Origin of the sequence: Rhodococcus sp. NCIMB 12038 (genome assembly GCF_002165735.1) — a bacterium.
In the GTDB taxonomy this organism is placed as follows: Bacteria; Actinomycetota; Actinomycetes; order Mycobacteriales; family Mycobacteriaceae; genus Rhodococcus_F.
Window position 1 is genome coordinate 96,016 of the sequence record NZ_NHML01000011.1, and the last position, 15,199, is coordinate 111,214.

At 69.3% G+C, this 15,199-nt stretch carries 15 protein-coding genes; 12 read left to right on the plus strand and 3 right to left on the minus strand.

Going from position 1 to position 15,199, the window contains the following annotated elements; genetic code table 11:
• Positions 1-1,524, plus strand: coding sequence for an MFS transporter (locus tag CA951_RS18205; protein ID WP_087558179.1), 1,524 nt, complete (start codon positions 1-3; stop codon positions 1,522-1,524).
• The gene (locus tag CA951_RS18210) at positions 1,514-2,110 is read left to right on the plus strand and encodes a TetR family transcriptional regulator (RefSeq protein WP_087558180.1); all 597 of its coding nucleotides are present in this window, start codon (positions 1,514-1,516) and stop codon (positions 2,108-2,110) included. Before CA951_RS18205 ends, CA951_RS18210 begins: the two co-directional genes overlap by 11 nt.
• A gap of 4 nt (positions 2,111-2,114) precedes the next feature.
• Here CA951_RS18210 and lhgO read toward each other — a convergent pair whose 3' ends face one another.
• A complete protein-coding gene (lhgO, locus tag CA951_RS18215; protein WP_087558341.1) occupies positions 2,115-3,320 on the minus strand; it encodes an L-2-hydroxyglutarate oxidase in 1,206 nt (401 codons plus the stop codon).
• Between the two features lie 42 nt (positions 3,321-3,362).
• Between lhgO and CA951_RS18220 the strand changes: the two genes are divergently transcribed.
• The 10 genes from CA951_RS18220 to CA951_RS18265 all read left to right on the plus strand — a co-directional run bounded on the left by CA951_RS18220 (position 3,363) and on the right by CA951_RS18265 (position 12,121).
• A complete protein-coding gene (locus CA951_RS18220; RefSeq protein ID WP_087558181.1) occupies positions 3,363-3,632 on the plus strand; it encodes a helix-turn-helix transcriptional regulator in 270 nt (89 codons plus the stop codon).
• Positions 3,633-3,712: 80 nt separating this feature from the next.
• The gene (locus CA951_RS18225; RefSeq protein WP_087558182.1) at positions 3,713-4,285 is read left to right on the plus strand and encodes an ATP-dependent Clp protease proteolytic subunit; all 573 of its coding nucleotides are present in this window, start codon (positions 3,713-3,715) and stop codon (positions 4,283-4,285) included.
• Between the two features lie 145 nt (positions 4,286-4,430).
• A complete protein-coding gene (hypF, locus tag CA951_RS18230; RefSeq protein WP_087558183.1) occupies positions 4,431-6,737 on the plus strand; it encodes a carbamoyltransferase HypF in 2,307 nt (768 codons plus the stop codon).
• Positions 6,738-6,781: 44 nt separating this feature from the next.
• Positions 6,782-7,531 carry a HypC/HybG/HupF family hydrogenase formation chaperone gene (locus tag CA951_RS18235; RefSeq protein WP_087558184.1) on the plus strand — a complete coding sequence of 250 codons (750 nt, stop codon included), beginning with the start codon at positions 6,782-6,784 and terminating at the stop codon, positions 7,529-7,531.
• Positions 7,528-8,220 carry an SIS domain-containing protein gene (locus tag CA951_RS18240; protein ID WP_087558185.1) on the plus strand — a complete coding sequence of 231 codons (693 nt, stop codon included), beginning with the start codon at positions 7,528-7,530 and terminating at the stop codon, positions 8,218-8,220. The genes CA951_RS18235 and CA951_RS18240 overlap by 4 nt, the downstream gene beginning before the upstream one ends.
• Complete coding sequence (gene hypE / locus CA951_RS18245; RefSeq protein ID WP_087558186.1) at positions 8,217-9,317, plus strand: hydrogenase expression/formation protein HypE; 1,101 nt, start codon at positions 8,217-8,219, stop codon at positions 9,315-9,317. Before CA951_RS18240 ends, hypE begins: the two co-directional genes overlap by 4 nt.
• A gap of 26 nt (positions 9,318-9,343) precedes the next feature.
• Entirely contained in the window at positions 9,344-9,616 is a 273-nt protein-coding gene (locus tag CA951_RS18250) for a HypC/HybG/HupF family hydrogenase formation chaperone (protein WP_005244643.1), read from the plus strand.
• A 25-nt stretch (positions 9,617-9,641) separates the two neighbouring features.
• Positions 9,642-10,769, plus strand: a complete 1,128-nt coding sequence (gene hypD / locus CA951_RS18255; protein WP_087558187.1) for a hydrogenase formation protein HypD — start codon at positions 9,642-9,644, stop codon at positions 10,767-10,769.
• Positions 10,770-10,793: 24 nt separating this feature from the next.
• Entirely contained in the window at positions 10,794-11,585 is a 792-nt protein-coding gene (locus tag CA951_RS18260; RefSeq protein WP_087558342.1) for a DUF6390 family protein, read from the plus strand.
• 35 nt (positions 11,586-11,620) lie between these two features.
• A complete protein-coding gene (locus CA951_RS18265) occupies positions 11,621-12,121 on the plus strand; it encodes a hypothetical protein (RefSeq protein WP_087558343.1) in 501 nt (166 codons plus the stop codon).
• Between the two features lie 7 nt (positions 12,122-12,128).
• Here the strand turns inward: CA951_RS18265 and CA951_RS18270 are convergent, their stop codons facing one another.
• Both CA951_RS18270 and pdxA read right to left on the minus strand, forming a co-directional pair.
• Entirely contained in the window at positions 12,129-12,896 is a 768-nt protein-coding gene (locus tag CA951_RS18270) for a DeoR/GlpR family DNA-binding transcription regulator (RefSeq protein WP_087558188.1), read from the minus strand.
• Positions 12,897-12,907: 11 nt separating this feature from the next.
• The gene (pdxA, locus tag CA951_RS18275; RefSeq protein WP_087558189.1) at positions 12,908-15,139 is read right to left on the minus strand and encodes a 4-hydroxythreonine-4-phosphate dehydrogenase PdxA; all 2,232 of its coding nucleotides are present in this window, start codon (positions 15,137-15,139) and stop codon (positions 12,908-12,910) included.
• Positions 15,140-15,199 lie beyond the last annotated feature (60 nt).

A 15,199-nucleotide genomic window follows, 5' to 3' on the forward strand; every position in this document is an offset into this window, starting at 1 on the left:
ATGAGTGGAACGACGGTCATCGAAGTCCTTCCCCGGCGCTGGTGGGCGCTCGGCGCCCTGTCCGTGGCCATGCTGACCATCGGACTCGACATCACGGTCCTGACGGTGGCGCTACCGACCCTCGCGGTCGATCTCGGCGCCGACAACTCGCAACTGCAGTGGTTCAGTTCGGCATACACCCTGGTCCTCGCCGCGGCGCTGCTGCCCGCCGGGGCGCTCGGCGACCGATACGGCCGCAAGAAAATGCTGCTCGGCGCACTCGTCCTGTTCGGTGCCGCGTCGCTGCTCTGCAGCTACGCGAGCACGTCGGGTCAGCTGATCGCCGGCCGCACCCTCCTCGGACTGGGAGCCGCGGTGATGATGCCGCTGTCGATGGCCGTCCTGCCCGTCCTGTTCCCCGACGCGGACGAACGGTCGCGGGCACTGACCATCTGGGTGACGTCCACCGCGATCGGCCTGCCCCTGGGCCCGATTCTCGGCGGGTGGCTGCTCGGGCACTTCTGGTGGGGATCGGTGTTCCTGATCAACGTGCCGCTGGTCGTCGTCGGCGCGATCGCCGTCGCCACCCTGGTGCCGGAATCGCGCAGCGAGGAGCGCTCGACCACCGACTACCTCGGCGCCGTGCTGTCGTCTCTCGGATTACTCAGCCTCACTTATGGTTTCATCAAGGCCGGCCAGGACGGCTGGGGCGACGCACTGGCCTTGACGTCGATCGCGGCGTCGGTGGTCGTGCTCGGGCTGTTCGCGATGTGGGAACGGCGGTCGCGGCACCCGCTGATCGACACGTCGTTGTTCGCCAGCCCCGGATTCCGCTGGGGCACGATCTTCACGACCCTGGTCAACTTCGGGATGTTCGGGCTGTTCTTCACGGTGCCGCAGTACTTTCAGGCCGTGCTCGGGGTGGACGCCCTGGGCAGCGGCCTCCGCCTGCTGCCGTTGATCGGCGGACTGCTGGTCGGCACCCGACTCTGCGACCAACTGCTGCGGCGGGCCGGTGCCCGGCCGGTCATCGTCATCGGGTTCGCCCTGCTCATCGTGGGTCTCGCGACCGGCGCCCTGACGTCCGTCGAGTCCGCGTACTGGTTCACCGCGACGTGGATCGCACTCGTCGGCGCGGGAATGGGTTTCGTGATGCCCGCGGCGATGGGGGCCGCCCTGGGCGCGTTGTCCACCGAACGGTCCGGTTCCGGCTCGGCACTGATCCAGGCGCTGCGACAGGCGGGCGGCACGATCGGGGTCGCGGTGCTCGGTACCGTCCTCGCCACCCGGTACCGGTCCGAACTGGGCGAACTGGACGTGAATCCGGTTCGCGACGGCGTCAACGCCGGCGTGGCGGTGGCCAAGGCGACCGGCGACCCGTCGATGCTCGCGCACGTCCAGGCGTCGTTCGTCTCCGGGATGAGCCTCATGCTGTGGATCTGCGCGGCTATCTGCGCCGTCGCGGTCGTGCTCGCAGCGCGTTTCACGCCCCGCGATACCCCAGCCCCTGCGCAGGATGAGTCAGAATCGATACATGTCCACTGATGCCCGACCAGGCCTCCGGGAGCGGAAGAAGGCGCGCACCCGGCTGGCCATCCGCGCCGAGGCGTTTCGGCTGTTCCACGAACAGGGCTACGCCGACACCACGATCGAGCAGATCGCGGACGCCGCGGACGTGTCGCCGAGCACCTTCTTCCGGTACTTCCCCACCAAGGAACAACTGGTGCTCGCCGACGACCTCGATCCGCTCATGATCGAGGCCATCGAGGCGCAACCGGCGGACGTCCCGCTGATCACCGCGTTCCGGAAGGCCGCGCAGTCGGTGTTCGCCGGTCTGTCGGAGGCAGACATGGCGTTCGAACAGAACCGTCAGGAACTGCTGTACTCGGTCCCCGAACTGCGCCGCGCCCTCATGCAGGAAATGGTGCGCAGCCTCGACATGATCGCCGGCGTCCTGGCCCGCAGGGTCGGGCGCACCGCCGACGACTTCGAGGTCCGCGCGCTCGCCGGGGCGATCGTCGGCGTGATCCTCGGTGTCGTCGATCAGCTTCCGGGGAATCTGCCGCTCGCCCTGCGCGCGCTGGAATTCCTCGAGAACGGGCTTCCGCTCGGGCGGGCCACCACGTCGTAGCCCGTCACGTGGTCGCGCGTTCGAGAACCTCCGTCACGACGTGTTCGGCGATGGCGAGAGACGACGTCGCACCCGGGGAAGGCGCGTTGCGGACGTGGATCACGCGATGCCCGCCGGTGATGACGAAGTCGTCCTCGAGGCTGCCGTCGGCGTTCATCGCCTGGGCGCGGATGCCCCGCGGGCCGCGGGTGACGTCGGAGCGCCGCACGTCGGGCACGTACTTTTGCGCCTCCTTCACGAATTGGCCCGTACTGAGGACGGTGCGGGCCTCGCGGACGGCCGCCGCCGTGTTTCGCGCCGCGAACCGCCAGAATCCGGGGAACCCGACCGCAGACACCACGTCCGACGCCGACCACCCCCGACGGTCGTACGCCTCCCGCCCGAGGGAGAGGAAGGCGTTCGGTCCGAGCATGATTCGTCCGTCGATCCGCTTCGTGAGGTGGACGCCGAGGAACGGGTACCGGGGGTCCGGGACCGGGTAGATCAGCCCCTTCACGAGCGAAGACCGCTCCGGCTCGAGCAGGAAGTAGTCGCCGAAGAACGGCACCACCCGGGGTGTTCGCGGTTCACCGGACAGCAGCGCCACCCGGTCGGACTGCAGTCCGGCGCACGTGACCACCAGATCGAAGACCTCACTGCCGTCCCCGGTGGTGACCACCGTTTCCGACGTCCGGCTGTCCAGGCCCACGACCTCCCGGCCGAGTAGCACGCGCCCGCCCCCGGCGGCGATGTCCGCGGCGAGGGCCTCCGCGACCGCCACGTAATCGATGATCGCGGTGTGCGGCGAGTGCACGGCGGCGACTCCGCGGGCGTGCGGTTCGATCTTGGGGATCTCCTCCCCCGGGATCTTGCGGATACCGGGGACCCCGTTGGCCACCGCTCGATCGAAGATGGCGTCCATCCGCCCCACCTCGGACGCGTCGTGGGCGACCACCACTTTGCCGCACTCCTCGTAGGCCACACCCTTGTCCTGCGCGTACTGCTGCAGGAGGGTGACGCCGCGGCGGCACAGGCGCGCCTTGAGGCTGCCCGGCGGGTAGTACAGGCCGGCGTGGACGACGCCACTGTTGTGCCCGGTCTGGTGGGCCGCGACCCGCGTTTCCTTCTCGAACAGCGTCACCTCGACAGCGTCCATCCGGTGCAGAAGTTCCCGGGCGACAGCCAGACCGATGATGCCGCCGCCGATGACGGCCGCACGAACCTTCACCATGAGCACCCCTCCGTATACCGTTTTCGAGATACCATCGATGGTATGTCGACCACCCCTCGACGCACGTCTTTTCCCGGACTGGGACACCTGTCCGATCGGCGTCGGGCGCTGCTGGACGAACTCGTCACCACCCGCCGCGAGCGGGGTCTGACGCAGACGGAGATCGCCGCCCACATGGGCACGTCGCAGTCGGCCGTGGCACGGCTCGAACGCGGCGACGTCGATCCCCGCCTGTCGACGCTCGAACGGTATGCGGAGGCCGTGGGCGGGACGGTCGACTGGACGATCTCACCGCACCGGGAGTCACCATGATCTGGCCACCACCCACCCCACCGTCGGTCCCGCCGTTTCACACGCCCTGGCAGCCGGACCCCGGGTTACCGGCCGCACCGATGCCCGTCACTTCCGTCGGCTCTGCCGGTGGTCCCGACTGGTTGGCCGAGCGCCTGTTCGACAAGCGGATCGTGTCGCTCACCGGCCGGCTCGACGCGGAGGCCGTGAACCGTGCGGCGGCGTCGCTGGCGCTGCTCGACGCGTCCGGCGACGACGAGGTCCAGTTGTGGCTGCACGGCGTCGACGCCGACGTCGACGCGGCCGCCACGCTCCTCGACACCCTGGACCTGATGGGCGTCCCACTGCACGTGCACTGCCGCGGCGACGTCCGCGGAACGGCGATCGCCCTCCTCGCGCCTGCGAACCGGCGGACGGCGGCGGCGCACACCACGTTCCACCTTCGCGAACCGCGGACGTCCTGCACCGGTCCGGCGTCGGACGTCGCCATCGCCGCGGAACAGCACGAGCAGCAACTGCGTAGACTCCAGCAGCGGATCGCCGACTCCTGCCGGCGTCCCGTCGACACGGTGATCGCAGACATGCGGGACCACCGGATCCTCACCGCCGACGAGGCCCGCGATTACGGGCTGATCGACACGATCACCGGCCCGCGCTCCGTCGACGGGGACTGATCCGGTAGCCGCTCACCCTTTCGGCTCACGCACACTTTTTCGGCCGCAATTTCGGGTGCGCGAACCGAGAAGGAGTGCGTCTGTTCAGGCCGGACCGCGACCGCGGCTCTTGCGCCCCGCACCTCGGCGGGGGAATCATCCGAGGATGACGGTCGAACGATCGCGCATCACGGTCCACGGGGTCGTGCAGGGTGTCGGTTTCCGCCCGTTCGTCGCGCGACTCGCCGGTGACCTGGGCCTGCACGGCCACTGCGGCAACGACGACGTCAGCGTGTTCATCGAGATCGAGGGCAAATCCGCGTCGGTGTCGGAGTTCGTGCGGCGGCTCCGCACGGACGCGCCGCCGATGGCGGTGATCGTCGACGCGACGGTCCAGCCCGTGCCGGTGCGGGGGGACGAGTCGTTCCGGATCATCGACAGCCGGCATGTGCCCGGCGCGCGGACTCTGGTGTCGCCGGACGTGGCGACGTGCGCGGATTGTCTTCGCGAACTGGCGGATCCTCGCGATCGCCGCTACCGGCATCCGTTCGTCAACTGCACCAACTGCGGGCCGCGGTTCACGGTGATCACCGACCTTCCCTACGACCGGCCGAACACCACGATGGCCGAGTTCCCGCTGTGCGCGGCGTGCCTGGCCGAGTACCGCGACCCCGCCGACCGCCGGTTCCACGCGCAACCCGTGTGCTGCCCCGACTGCGGTCCGCACCTGTTCGCCGAGATCGACGGTCGCCGGGTGGACGGGGACGACGCCGTCCTCACCGCGGTGCAGGGGGCGTTACGCGGCGGCCGGATCGTGGCGGTCAAGGGCCTCGGCGGGTTCCACCTCGTGTGCGACGCCGCCGACGCGTCCGCGGTGGCGACTCTCCGGGCGCGCAAGCACCGCCCGGACAAGCCGTTCGCGGTGATGACCGCTGACCTGTCCGTGGCCGCCGAACTGTGCGAGATCTCCGAATCGGAGAGCTCGCTGCTGCGCCATGCGGCCCGGCCGATCCTGTTGCTGCGCAAGCGGAATATGGCCACGATTGCCGACGGCATCGCGCCCGGGATCGACGACCTCGGCGTGATGCTGCCGTACACCCCGCTGCACCATCTGCTCTTCACCCGGACCCCCGGCAGCGACGTCGACCCACCGCGAACGCTGGTCATGACATCCGGCAACCTCAGTGGCGAACCGCTGTGTTTCGACAACGACGACGCCCGCACCCGGCTGCGGGACATCGCCGACGCGTTCCTGTTCCACGACCGCCGGATCGCGGTGCCGTGCGAGGATTCCGTGCTGGCGGTGGCGGACGGGGCGGTGCTGCCGATCCGGCGCTCGCGCGGGTTCGCGCCGCTGCCGGTGGTGCTGCCCGCGCAGGGTCCGGAGATCCTGGCGGTGGGCGCGGAGATCAAGAACACCTTCTGCCTGACCCGCCAGGATTACGCGTTCTGTTCGGCGCACCTCGGGGACATGGGGAGCCTGGAGAGTCAGCGCGCGTTCGAGACGTCGGTGCGGCAACTGACGCATCTTCACGGCATCACCCCGGAGGCAGTGGTCTCCGACCAGCACCCCGGGTATTCGACGCACCACTGGGCCCGGCGCTACAGCGAGAGCACCGGCGTCCCGCTACTCACCGTGCAGCACCACCACGCGCACGTCGCGTCGCTGATGGCCGAACACGGACTGGTCGGGACGACGGTGCTCGGGGTCGCGTTCGACGGGACCGGGTACGGCTGCGACACCACCGTGTGGGGCGGCGAACTCCTCCTCGTCGGCCCGGACATCCTCGACTCGCGGCGGGTGGGACACGTGCAGCCGTTCTCGCTGCCGGGCGGCGACGCCGCCGTCCGGAATCCGGTGCGGGTGGCGCTGGCGCTGCTGCACGAGTGCGGCATCGGCGACATCGACGGACTGCCCTGCGTGGCGGCGATCCCCGCCGCGGAACGCGCGGTCGTGGAGTCGCAACTCGTCTCGGGTGTCGGATGCATCAGGACGACGAGCGCGGGCCGCCTGTTCGACGGCGTCGCGTCGCTGCTCGGGGTCCGGCACCGCGTCACGTACGAGGCGCAGGCGGCCATCGAACTCGAGGCCCTCGCCCGGACCGCCCCGCACCCCGCGCCCCTCACCATGGAAGTGGAGAACGACCAGCTCACACTGCCTCTTCTGGTGTCCGGCATTATCGACGGGCTGCGCGACGGGACCCCGCCCGCGGTGCTCGCGCTCGGCTTCCACCATGCCCTCGCGGCCGCGACGGCGGACCTCGTCGACCGGGCCGCCACCGCGACCGGTGCGTCGACGATCGGGCTGACCGGAGGAGTCTTTCAAAACCGTTTATTCCTCGCACTGGTGAGAGCACACTGGGAGAGCAGCGGTTATCGAGTCCTCACCCACCACCGGGTGCCTCCCAACGACGGAGGACTCTCCCTCGGCCAGGCGGTGATCGGTGCCGCGGCGACCATGCGCGGACCGTGACGTCGGCAGCCCCCGACCGGACGGCCCGGGACGGGAGCTAGTGAATGACCACCACCGCAGAGGCGGGCGGGCACCTCGTCGACACGGACCTCTCGGCGGATCTCGCCGCCGCGGCATTGTCACTCGCCCGCAGATTCCACGACGGAGCGACGCTCTGGGTGATCTCACCGCAGTGGGAACCGCACGCCCATCACGTCGCCGTCGAATTCGTCCATCCCGTGATCATGGGCAAACGGGCGCTGCCGTCGGTGGCCCTCGTCGAACCCGATCCGGTGGCGCAGGCCCGGGTGGCGAGCAGGCCCGGCGACATCCTGCTGGCGGTGGCGTCGGCGAACGAGCCTGCCGTGGTCGACGCCATGCGCCGCGCACCGGCGTGGGGGGCGCTGACGCTGTGGATCGGGGCGGGCCCGCGGCCACCGGCCGGCGCGGCGAACCACATCCTGTGGGTCGACTCGGACGATCCGATGGTCCCTGCCACCGGGCGATTCGTCCTCATGTACCACCTGCTGTGGGAACTCACCCACGTCTGCTTCGAGCACTCGGGACTGCTGAAGCCCGACGCCGAGGAGTGCGACGAGACGGTCTGCGTCACGTGCAGCGACGAGGGACGTCTCGGTGAAGTGGTCATCGAGCCCGCTGAACCCCTCGGTCCTGCCCTGGTCCGCACGGCCGGCGGCGAGGAGTGGGTCGACGTCAGCGTCCTCGGCGACGTCCGGCCGAACGACCTCGTGCTGGTGCACGCGGGCGCGGCGATCACGCGACTCGACGACACGGGTCAGGAGGCGAACCGATGACCACCCACGACTCGGAAAGCACCAGCTTCCTCTACCCGTTCATCGACTCGGAGGAAACCGACGCCCAGAGTCTCCTCGACGACCTCGCCGCCTCCGCCCGCGGGAAGGCCGCCGAAAGCGCGCGCCTGCAGAAGGAGTCCCTCGACGAGTACGGGGACGGCCTCACGGCGGCCGGGATCGACATGGCCGAGCGGTTCCTCCGCGGCGGCCGCCTCTACACGTTCGGTAACGGCGGCAGTTCCACCGACGCCGCCACGCTGGCCTCGCTGTTCAGCCGTCCCGCCCGCGGACGCCCGGTGGCGGCCTGGTCGCTGGCCGCCGATCAGGCCGTGGTGACGGCGCTGGGCAACGATGTGGGCTTCGATCTGATCTTCAAACGGCAGATCATCGCCTACGCCGGGGAACGAGACGTCGCGATCGCGCTGTCGACGTCGGGCAACTCGGACGACCTGATGACCGCGCTCACCGAGGCGAAGCAGCGGGGGCTGCTGACCATCGGGTTCGCCGGGCACGAGGGCGGCCGGATGGCGGCGATGGCGACCGCCGGTGAACTCGACTTCTGCTACACCGTCCACTCGCAGAGCATCCACCGGATCCAGGAGAGCCACGCGATGCTCGGGTACCGGCTGTGGTCGGTGGCCCAGGAACACATGTCGCGGCCCGCTCCGAATTCTGTGGAGGCTTCATGAGCACGACCGAACCGGCCACGTCGGCGGAACGCGAAGACCGGGTGCTGGAGCGGATCGACAAGTTCCGGCAACGCAGACCGCGACTGCTGGACGAGGTGGTGACGCTCGCGCACGGCGCCGGCGGAAAGTCGTCGGCCGCGCTCGTCGACGCGGTGTTCGTCGAGGCATTCCGCAACGAGGAACTCGAGCAACTCGGTGACGCCGCCGCGCTCATCATGCCCTCGGGTGAGCGGCTCGCGTTCTCCACCGACTCGTACGTGGTTCAGCCGCTGCGGTTTCCCGGCGGTTCCATCGGGCACCTCGCGGTGCACGGGACCGTCAACGATCTCGCCGTGTCCGGTGCGCGCCCCAAGTGGTTGTCGGCGGCGTTCGTCATCGAGGAGGGTTTCCCGATCGCCGAACTGCGGGAGATCGTCGCCGACATGAGCGAGGCGGCCGTCCTGTCCGGGGTGCAGATCGTCACTGGCGACACCAAGGTCGTCGGCAAGGGCGCCGCCGACGGCGTCTACATCTCCACCGCCGGCGTCGGTGTCATCCCGGAGGGCAGGCGGCTGTCGCCCGACCTCGTGCGGGCGGGCGACAAGGTTCTGCTGTCGGGCACCATCGGCGCGCACGGGATGGCCGTGATGCTCGCCCGCGGCGACCTGGCGATCGAGGCCGACATCGCCTCCGACACGGCCCCCGTCAATTCCCTGGTGGAGACGCTGTTGGAGGCGGCCCCGTCGACGCGGTGGATGCGGGACGCCACCCGCGGCGGCGTCGGCACCGTGTGCAACGAACTGGCGCACGCCTCACAACTCGCCGTGATCATCGACGAGCAGTCGCTGCCCATCGAGCCTCAGGTGCTCGGCGCCTGCGACATGCTCGGCATCGACCCGCTGTACGTCGCGAACGAGGGCAAGTTCGTCGCCATCGTCGCGGCGGACGAGGCGGACGCGGCCGTTGCGGCGCTGCGGGCCCACCCGCGGGGAGCCAATGCGACCGCGGTGGGCGAGATCCTGGCCGAACCGCCGGGCATCGTCGCACTGCGAACCTCGTTCGGTGGCAGCCGGATCGTCGACATGCTCGTCGGTGACCCGCTCCCCCGAATCTGCTGAAGAACAGCCCGAGAAGGAGAACCACGATGTGTCTGGGGATACCCGGTCAGGTGGTCGACATCGTCGACGCCGAACAGCATCTGGCCAAGGTGGACGTGAACGGCGTCCAGAGAACGATCAGTGTGCGACTGCTCGCCGAAGAAGGTCTCGTCGTCGGTGACTGGGTGCTCGTGCACGTCGGCTTCGCGATGGCGAAGATCGACGAGATCGAGGCGCAGCTGACGTTGGATCAGGTGCAGAAGATGGGCGCCGACTACGTGAACGAGATCGACGCGTTCAACTCGTCCGAAATCGCGTGACAACAGCAAGAACGAGGTAACAGGGATGAAGTTCGTCGACGAATTCCGGGACCCGGCGGCGGCGCGCGCCCTGGTCAAATCCATCACCGAACTGGCCCGCGGTGACGAGTTCAAGTTCATGGAGGTGTGCGGCGGGCACACCCACACCATCTACCGGCACGGCATCGAACACCTGCTGCCCGAGTCCGTGGAGTTGGTGCACGGCCCCGGATGTCCGGTGTGCGTCATCCCGATGGGCCGCGTCGACGACGCCATGTGGCTGGCCGAGCAACCCGGTGTCATCTTCACGACGTTCGGCGACATGATGCGGGTGCCCGGATCGAAGGGCAACCTCATCGAGGCGAAGGCCCGCGGCGCGGACGTGCGCTTCGTGTACTCGCCGCTGGACGCGCTGAAGGTGGCCCTCGACAACCCCGACCACCAGGTGGTGTTCTTCGCCGTCGGGTTCGAGACCACCGCGCCGTCCACCGCGGTGACCCTGGTGCGCGCGCGGGCCCTGGGCGTGACGAACTTCAGCGTGTTCTGCAACCACGTCACGATCGTTCCGCCGATCAAGGCGATCCTCGAATCCCCCGACCTGCGGTTGTCGGGGTTCCTCGGCCCGGGCCACGTGTCCACCGTGGTGGGGCTGCGGCCGTACCGGTTCGTGTCCGAGGTGTACGGGAAACCGATGGTGGTCGCGGGCTTCGAGCCTCTCGACATCCTCGCGTCGGTGCACATGCTGCTCCAGCAGATTCGCGAGGGCCGCTGCGAGATCGAGAACCAGTACAAGCGGGTGGTGCGCGCGGAGGGCAACGTGCAGGCACTGAAGCTGATGGCCGAGACGTTCGAATTGCGCCCGCACTTCGAATGGCGCGGACTCGGTTTCATCTCGCAGAGCGCGCTCAAGGTCCACCGGAACTACGCCGAGTTCGACGCCGAGGAGAAGTTCTCGATGCCGGGTGTGCGCGTCGCGGATCCGAAGGCCTGCCAGTGCGGTGAGGTCCTCAAGGGCGTCATCAAGCCCTGGGAATGCAAGGTGTTCGGGACGGCGTGCACCCCGGAGACCCCGATCGGCACATGCATGGTCTCCCCCGAGGGTGCGTGCGCCGCGTACTACAACTTCGGCAGGCTGCACCGCGAGACGGCCCAATTGCTCGGTCAGCGAGGCTGACCGGTGACGGCGCGCGAACACTCGATGCCGTCCGGGCACCGCGTGTTCGCGAGGTACGCGCACGCCCCGAACGCCCTGGGGTACTGCGGCCCTCCCGGCTCGGAGCGACTGCAGGCCGTCGCGTGCGGCGGCGCGCCGGACACCGATGTGGTTGCGATGGCGAGGCAGTTCAGCGGCGCGTGGCCGTACCAGGAGGTGATCGCCCGGCTCGCCGGAATCGCGGACCCGTTGGACGAGAGGGTTGTCCGGGGGTACTGGATCGCGGACGAACTCGCCGACCGCATCGACCGGGCCGAGTTCGGCGCCGCGCTGCTGTCCCGCCTCGCGACGCAGGCCGGCCACTACTGGAAGCACCTCACCGCGGACCTGCTCGGGGAGGCGGCGCCCACCCACAACTTTCACGTGTTCGGGGTGTACCCGTGGTCGCGGCTGCTGGACACCGGAATGCCGCAGCCACTGCAGGTTCTCGACTCCTGCCGTATCCGCTGGGGCGAGGTGGTGGGCGTCGACGCCGATGGTGCGCTCGTCCGGTCGCGTCGCCTGTCGTGGGACGGGACGCGGCTGTCGCTGGGCCCCGAGCAGGACGACCCGGCCGACTACCGCGTGCCCGAGGGAACTTTCGTGCGCGATCTCGCCGTGGGTGACCGGGTGGCGGTGCACTGGGATTTCGTGTGCGACCGCCTCGACCCGGACCAGATCGAGCGGTTGGCCCGGCAGACGGAATGGCAACTTGCACAGACCAATCAGCGCCTCACCGGGGAGGTGCCCACCGCTTCGCCGAAACAGACCGACGCGAACGTTTCCCGGTTACCATGATCACAACTCACGGCCTGCGGCCGGATCGGAGCGACATGAAGAAGATTCTCAATTCCCTGTCCGAGGACGAATACGTGCTGATCCGCGAAACGAAGAAATCGCAGATGTCCGGCCTCGACGAGGACAAGCTGATCAAGCTGCACACCCGAGTTCGACGGGCCCGCAACAAGCACGTCAAGCTGTACCGCCAGGAAGGCGCGGCGAAGGTCGCGGACAAGGGCGCGCGCGGGGCAGGTAAGGCGGCCAACGTCCGCAACGCCGACAAGGCGGAAGCCTTCGAAGCGGCGCTCAGCCGGGTGAGCAGGCAATTGGCGACCGCGGCACGCGTGAGCGCCCGCGAACTGAAAGACGAACGCCTCGCCCGCGCCCGCAGCGACGCGCCCTCGTTCAGCGAACTCGGCGACAGCGACGGCAAGGTCGGCTCCTCCGGCAAGGCCCGCGTCGACGCCACCCGGAAATCATCCGGTCGCAAGAAATTCGAAGCCTCCACCATCGCCGCGGGCGCACGCAAACAAGCGAAGAAGGACAAGCGGTAAACCGGCGTCAGACGCGCACGACACGCATCCCCGCGGCCTCGAAGGACGCCGTCTCCCCGATGTCGGCGGAGTCGTCGGTGACGATGGTGGTCCCAGGTGGGATCGGCGCCCACGCGTGGAACGGGCGCTGCCCGAGTTTCGCCGCGTGCGCCAGCACGTACACCTCGTCGGCGCGGGCGATCATGATCTCCTTGAGGCGCGTCTGCTCCAGTTCGGCCTCGCAGATGCCCAGATCGGCGGTGACGGCATCCGCCCCCAGGAACGCGCGATCGAACGTGACACGTTGCAGGGTGGCCTCCGCCAGTGGTCCGACGAACCCCTGACTGAGATGGCGGAGTGTTCCGCCGATGCATTCGACCCGCACGGAGTCGGCGTCGGCGAGCGATTCGAGGGCGGTCAGACCGGCCGCGATGACGGTGATGTCTTCGATGTCGCGCAGAAACTCGCCCATCGCACCCACCGTGGTGCCGGCGTCGAGCAGGATGGTCTCACCCGGCCGGACCTGGCTCGCGGCCCATTCCGCGATCGCACGCTTCGCGTCGAAACCCTCCAGAGCACGCTGACGGAGTGACGATTCCTGCTGGGGGTCGAGCGCGATGGCGCCACCGTAGGTACGGGCGATCAGGCCCTGGGACGTGAGCTGGCTCAGGTCCCGCCGAATGGTGGAGGCGGTGACCCCGAATTGCGCGGACAGGTCGTCGACGCTGGCCAGCCCGCTCGACCGGGCCAGCCGCACGATCTCGGATCGGCGTGCTTCCGACTCGCGAACCGCCATGTCCCGTCCCCCTACTTCACAACCGCTGTGCTGGTTGCCAATTCGGCAGCCTGACGAAGAGCTTCGACCATACTACCGGCCTCCGCAATACCCTTGCCTGCGATGTCGAAGGCGGTGCCGTGGTCGACGGACGTCCGGATGACGGGCAGCCCCACCGTGATGTTGACGCCCGCCTCGATGCCGAGGACCTTCACCGGCCCGTGCCCCTGGTCGTGGTACATCGCCACGATGAGGTCGTAGTCGCCGCGTCCCGCGAGGAAGAACGCGGTGTCCGCAGGCAACGGGCCGTGGACGTCGATGCCGTCGGCCTTCAGCACCTCGACCGCGGGAATGATCTTCTGCTCTTCCTCCCCGTAGCCGAACAGCCCGTGCTCGCCGGCGTGCGGGTTGATGCCGCACACCCCGATCTTCGGTTCCGGGATTCCGGAGCGCACCAGCGCCTCGTGTCCGCGCCGGATGGTCCGCTCGACGAGCCCGGGTTCGATCTTCGCGACGGCGTCGAGCAGGCCGATGTGGGTGGTCACGTGAATGACCTTGAGCTTCGGCGTCGACAGCATCATGGACACCTCCTCGGTGCCGGTGAGATGCGCGAGGAGTTCGGTGTGCCCCGGGAAGATATGGCCTGCGGCGTGCAGGGCCTCCTTGTTGAGCGGGGCCGTGCAGATGGCCTGGACCTCCCCGCGCACCGCGAGTTCGCTGGCGACGCGGATGTACTCGTACGCGGCGTGCCCGGCGACCGACGACAGTTCGCCCCACGGCAGGTCTTCGGGGAGAAGGTCGAGATCGATGACGTTGACGCGGCCGGGCACCGATCGCGCGTCCGCGACCGACTCGACGGTCACGATGTCGACGTCGAGACCGAGGACGTTCGCCGCGAGACGCAGCCGCTTGGCGTCGCCGATGACGACGGGGTTGCACCAGGATCGGGTGGCCTCGTCCAGGAGGGCCGGGACGATTACCTCGGGGCCGATTCCGGCGCCGTCACCCATGGTGACGGCGACGGCGGGAAGATTGGCGGTATCGGTTGACGCGCTCATGTGGGGTCCTCGCTGTGTGGGAGTGTGGGTGGGCGGCTGATGGCCGCGCAGGTAGGCCGCGATCGCGGAGAGGCTGGTGGTGTCGCCGAAACTGCCGGGCCTGGTGACGACGCGGCGTCCGTCGGACGCCACCGAGGCGACGGCGCCGTGGTGCACTTCGTGGACCGGCCGGAGCGACGTGATGCCCAGTGCGTCGACGACGGCCCGCGCCGTCTCCCCGCCGGTGAGCACGAGATCGGAGCGGCGGCCGTTCTGCAGGGCGGCGACCAGTCGGCCGAGCGCCGCCGACAGCGTCCGCGCGTTCGACGGGTCGACGTCCCCGGTCACCGTGAGGACTGCGTGACCGCTGTCGAGTTCGCGGAGCAGGGGCGCGGTGTCGACGTCGCCGAGCAGAAGGATGCGGGCGTCGACGGGGACGTGCCGGGCGCCGTCGGAGACGAGTGAAGCGACCTGGTGCACGGCAACGGGTTCCGCTGTGCCGACGACGGTCAGGACGGATTCCGCGGACGTGACCGTGGGAGCGGCGGTGACGTCGCGGCGGGGCAGGGTGCGCGCCACGGCCGCGGTGAGGGCGGACGTCCCGGCCAGTCGCACTCCGGGAATTGCGCGGCAGGCCAGGACGATCGCGTCGAGGTCGGCCTCGGTCTCGACGTCGCAGATCGCGATGGCGCCGTCGGACGCCGCGCGGGCCAGCGCCTGTCCGACGCCGGGACCGCGGGGCACACCCCGCGTGGGATAGCCCGGGAAGAGTGCGGCCACCGACTCCGGCGGCGGCGCGGATTCCGCCGACCAGACGCCGGCGGCATGGAGTGGCGTCGAACCGACGTGCACGACGCCGCCGCGCACGGTCCGGTCGAGTGCAGGCAGGCCCGCCGCGAGGACCACCGGACCGCCGTCGGCGAGAATTCCCACCTCGGCCCCGATGTTCCCGCGCAGAAGTGAGTCGATCTTCTTCACCACGAGCGTGCCGAACGGAACACCGTCGAGGGCACGGCGCATCGTCCGGGCCGCACCCTCGGCGCTCATCGACCGCGTGTCGAGATCCGCGATGACGACGCCGCCCGCCTCGTGCGCCTCGCCGGCGCCGAGAAGAAGCGACAGGGGCACACTCCGGTCGAGGAAGGCACTCGCCACTTCCGCCGCACCGGACAGGTCGTCGGCGAAGATCGCGACGGTCGGATCCGGTCCGATCGAGTTCGGTCTCATAATGCCGCCTTTGCCCGATTATGTGCGCGTTTGGTGCATCGAATGCTAGCAGTTATGCGC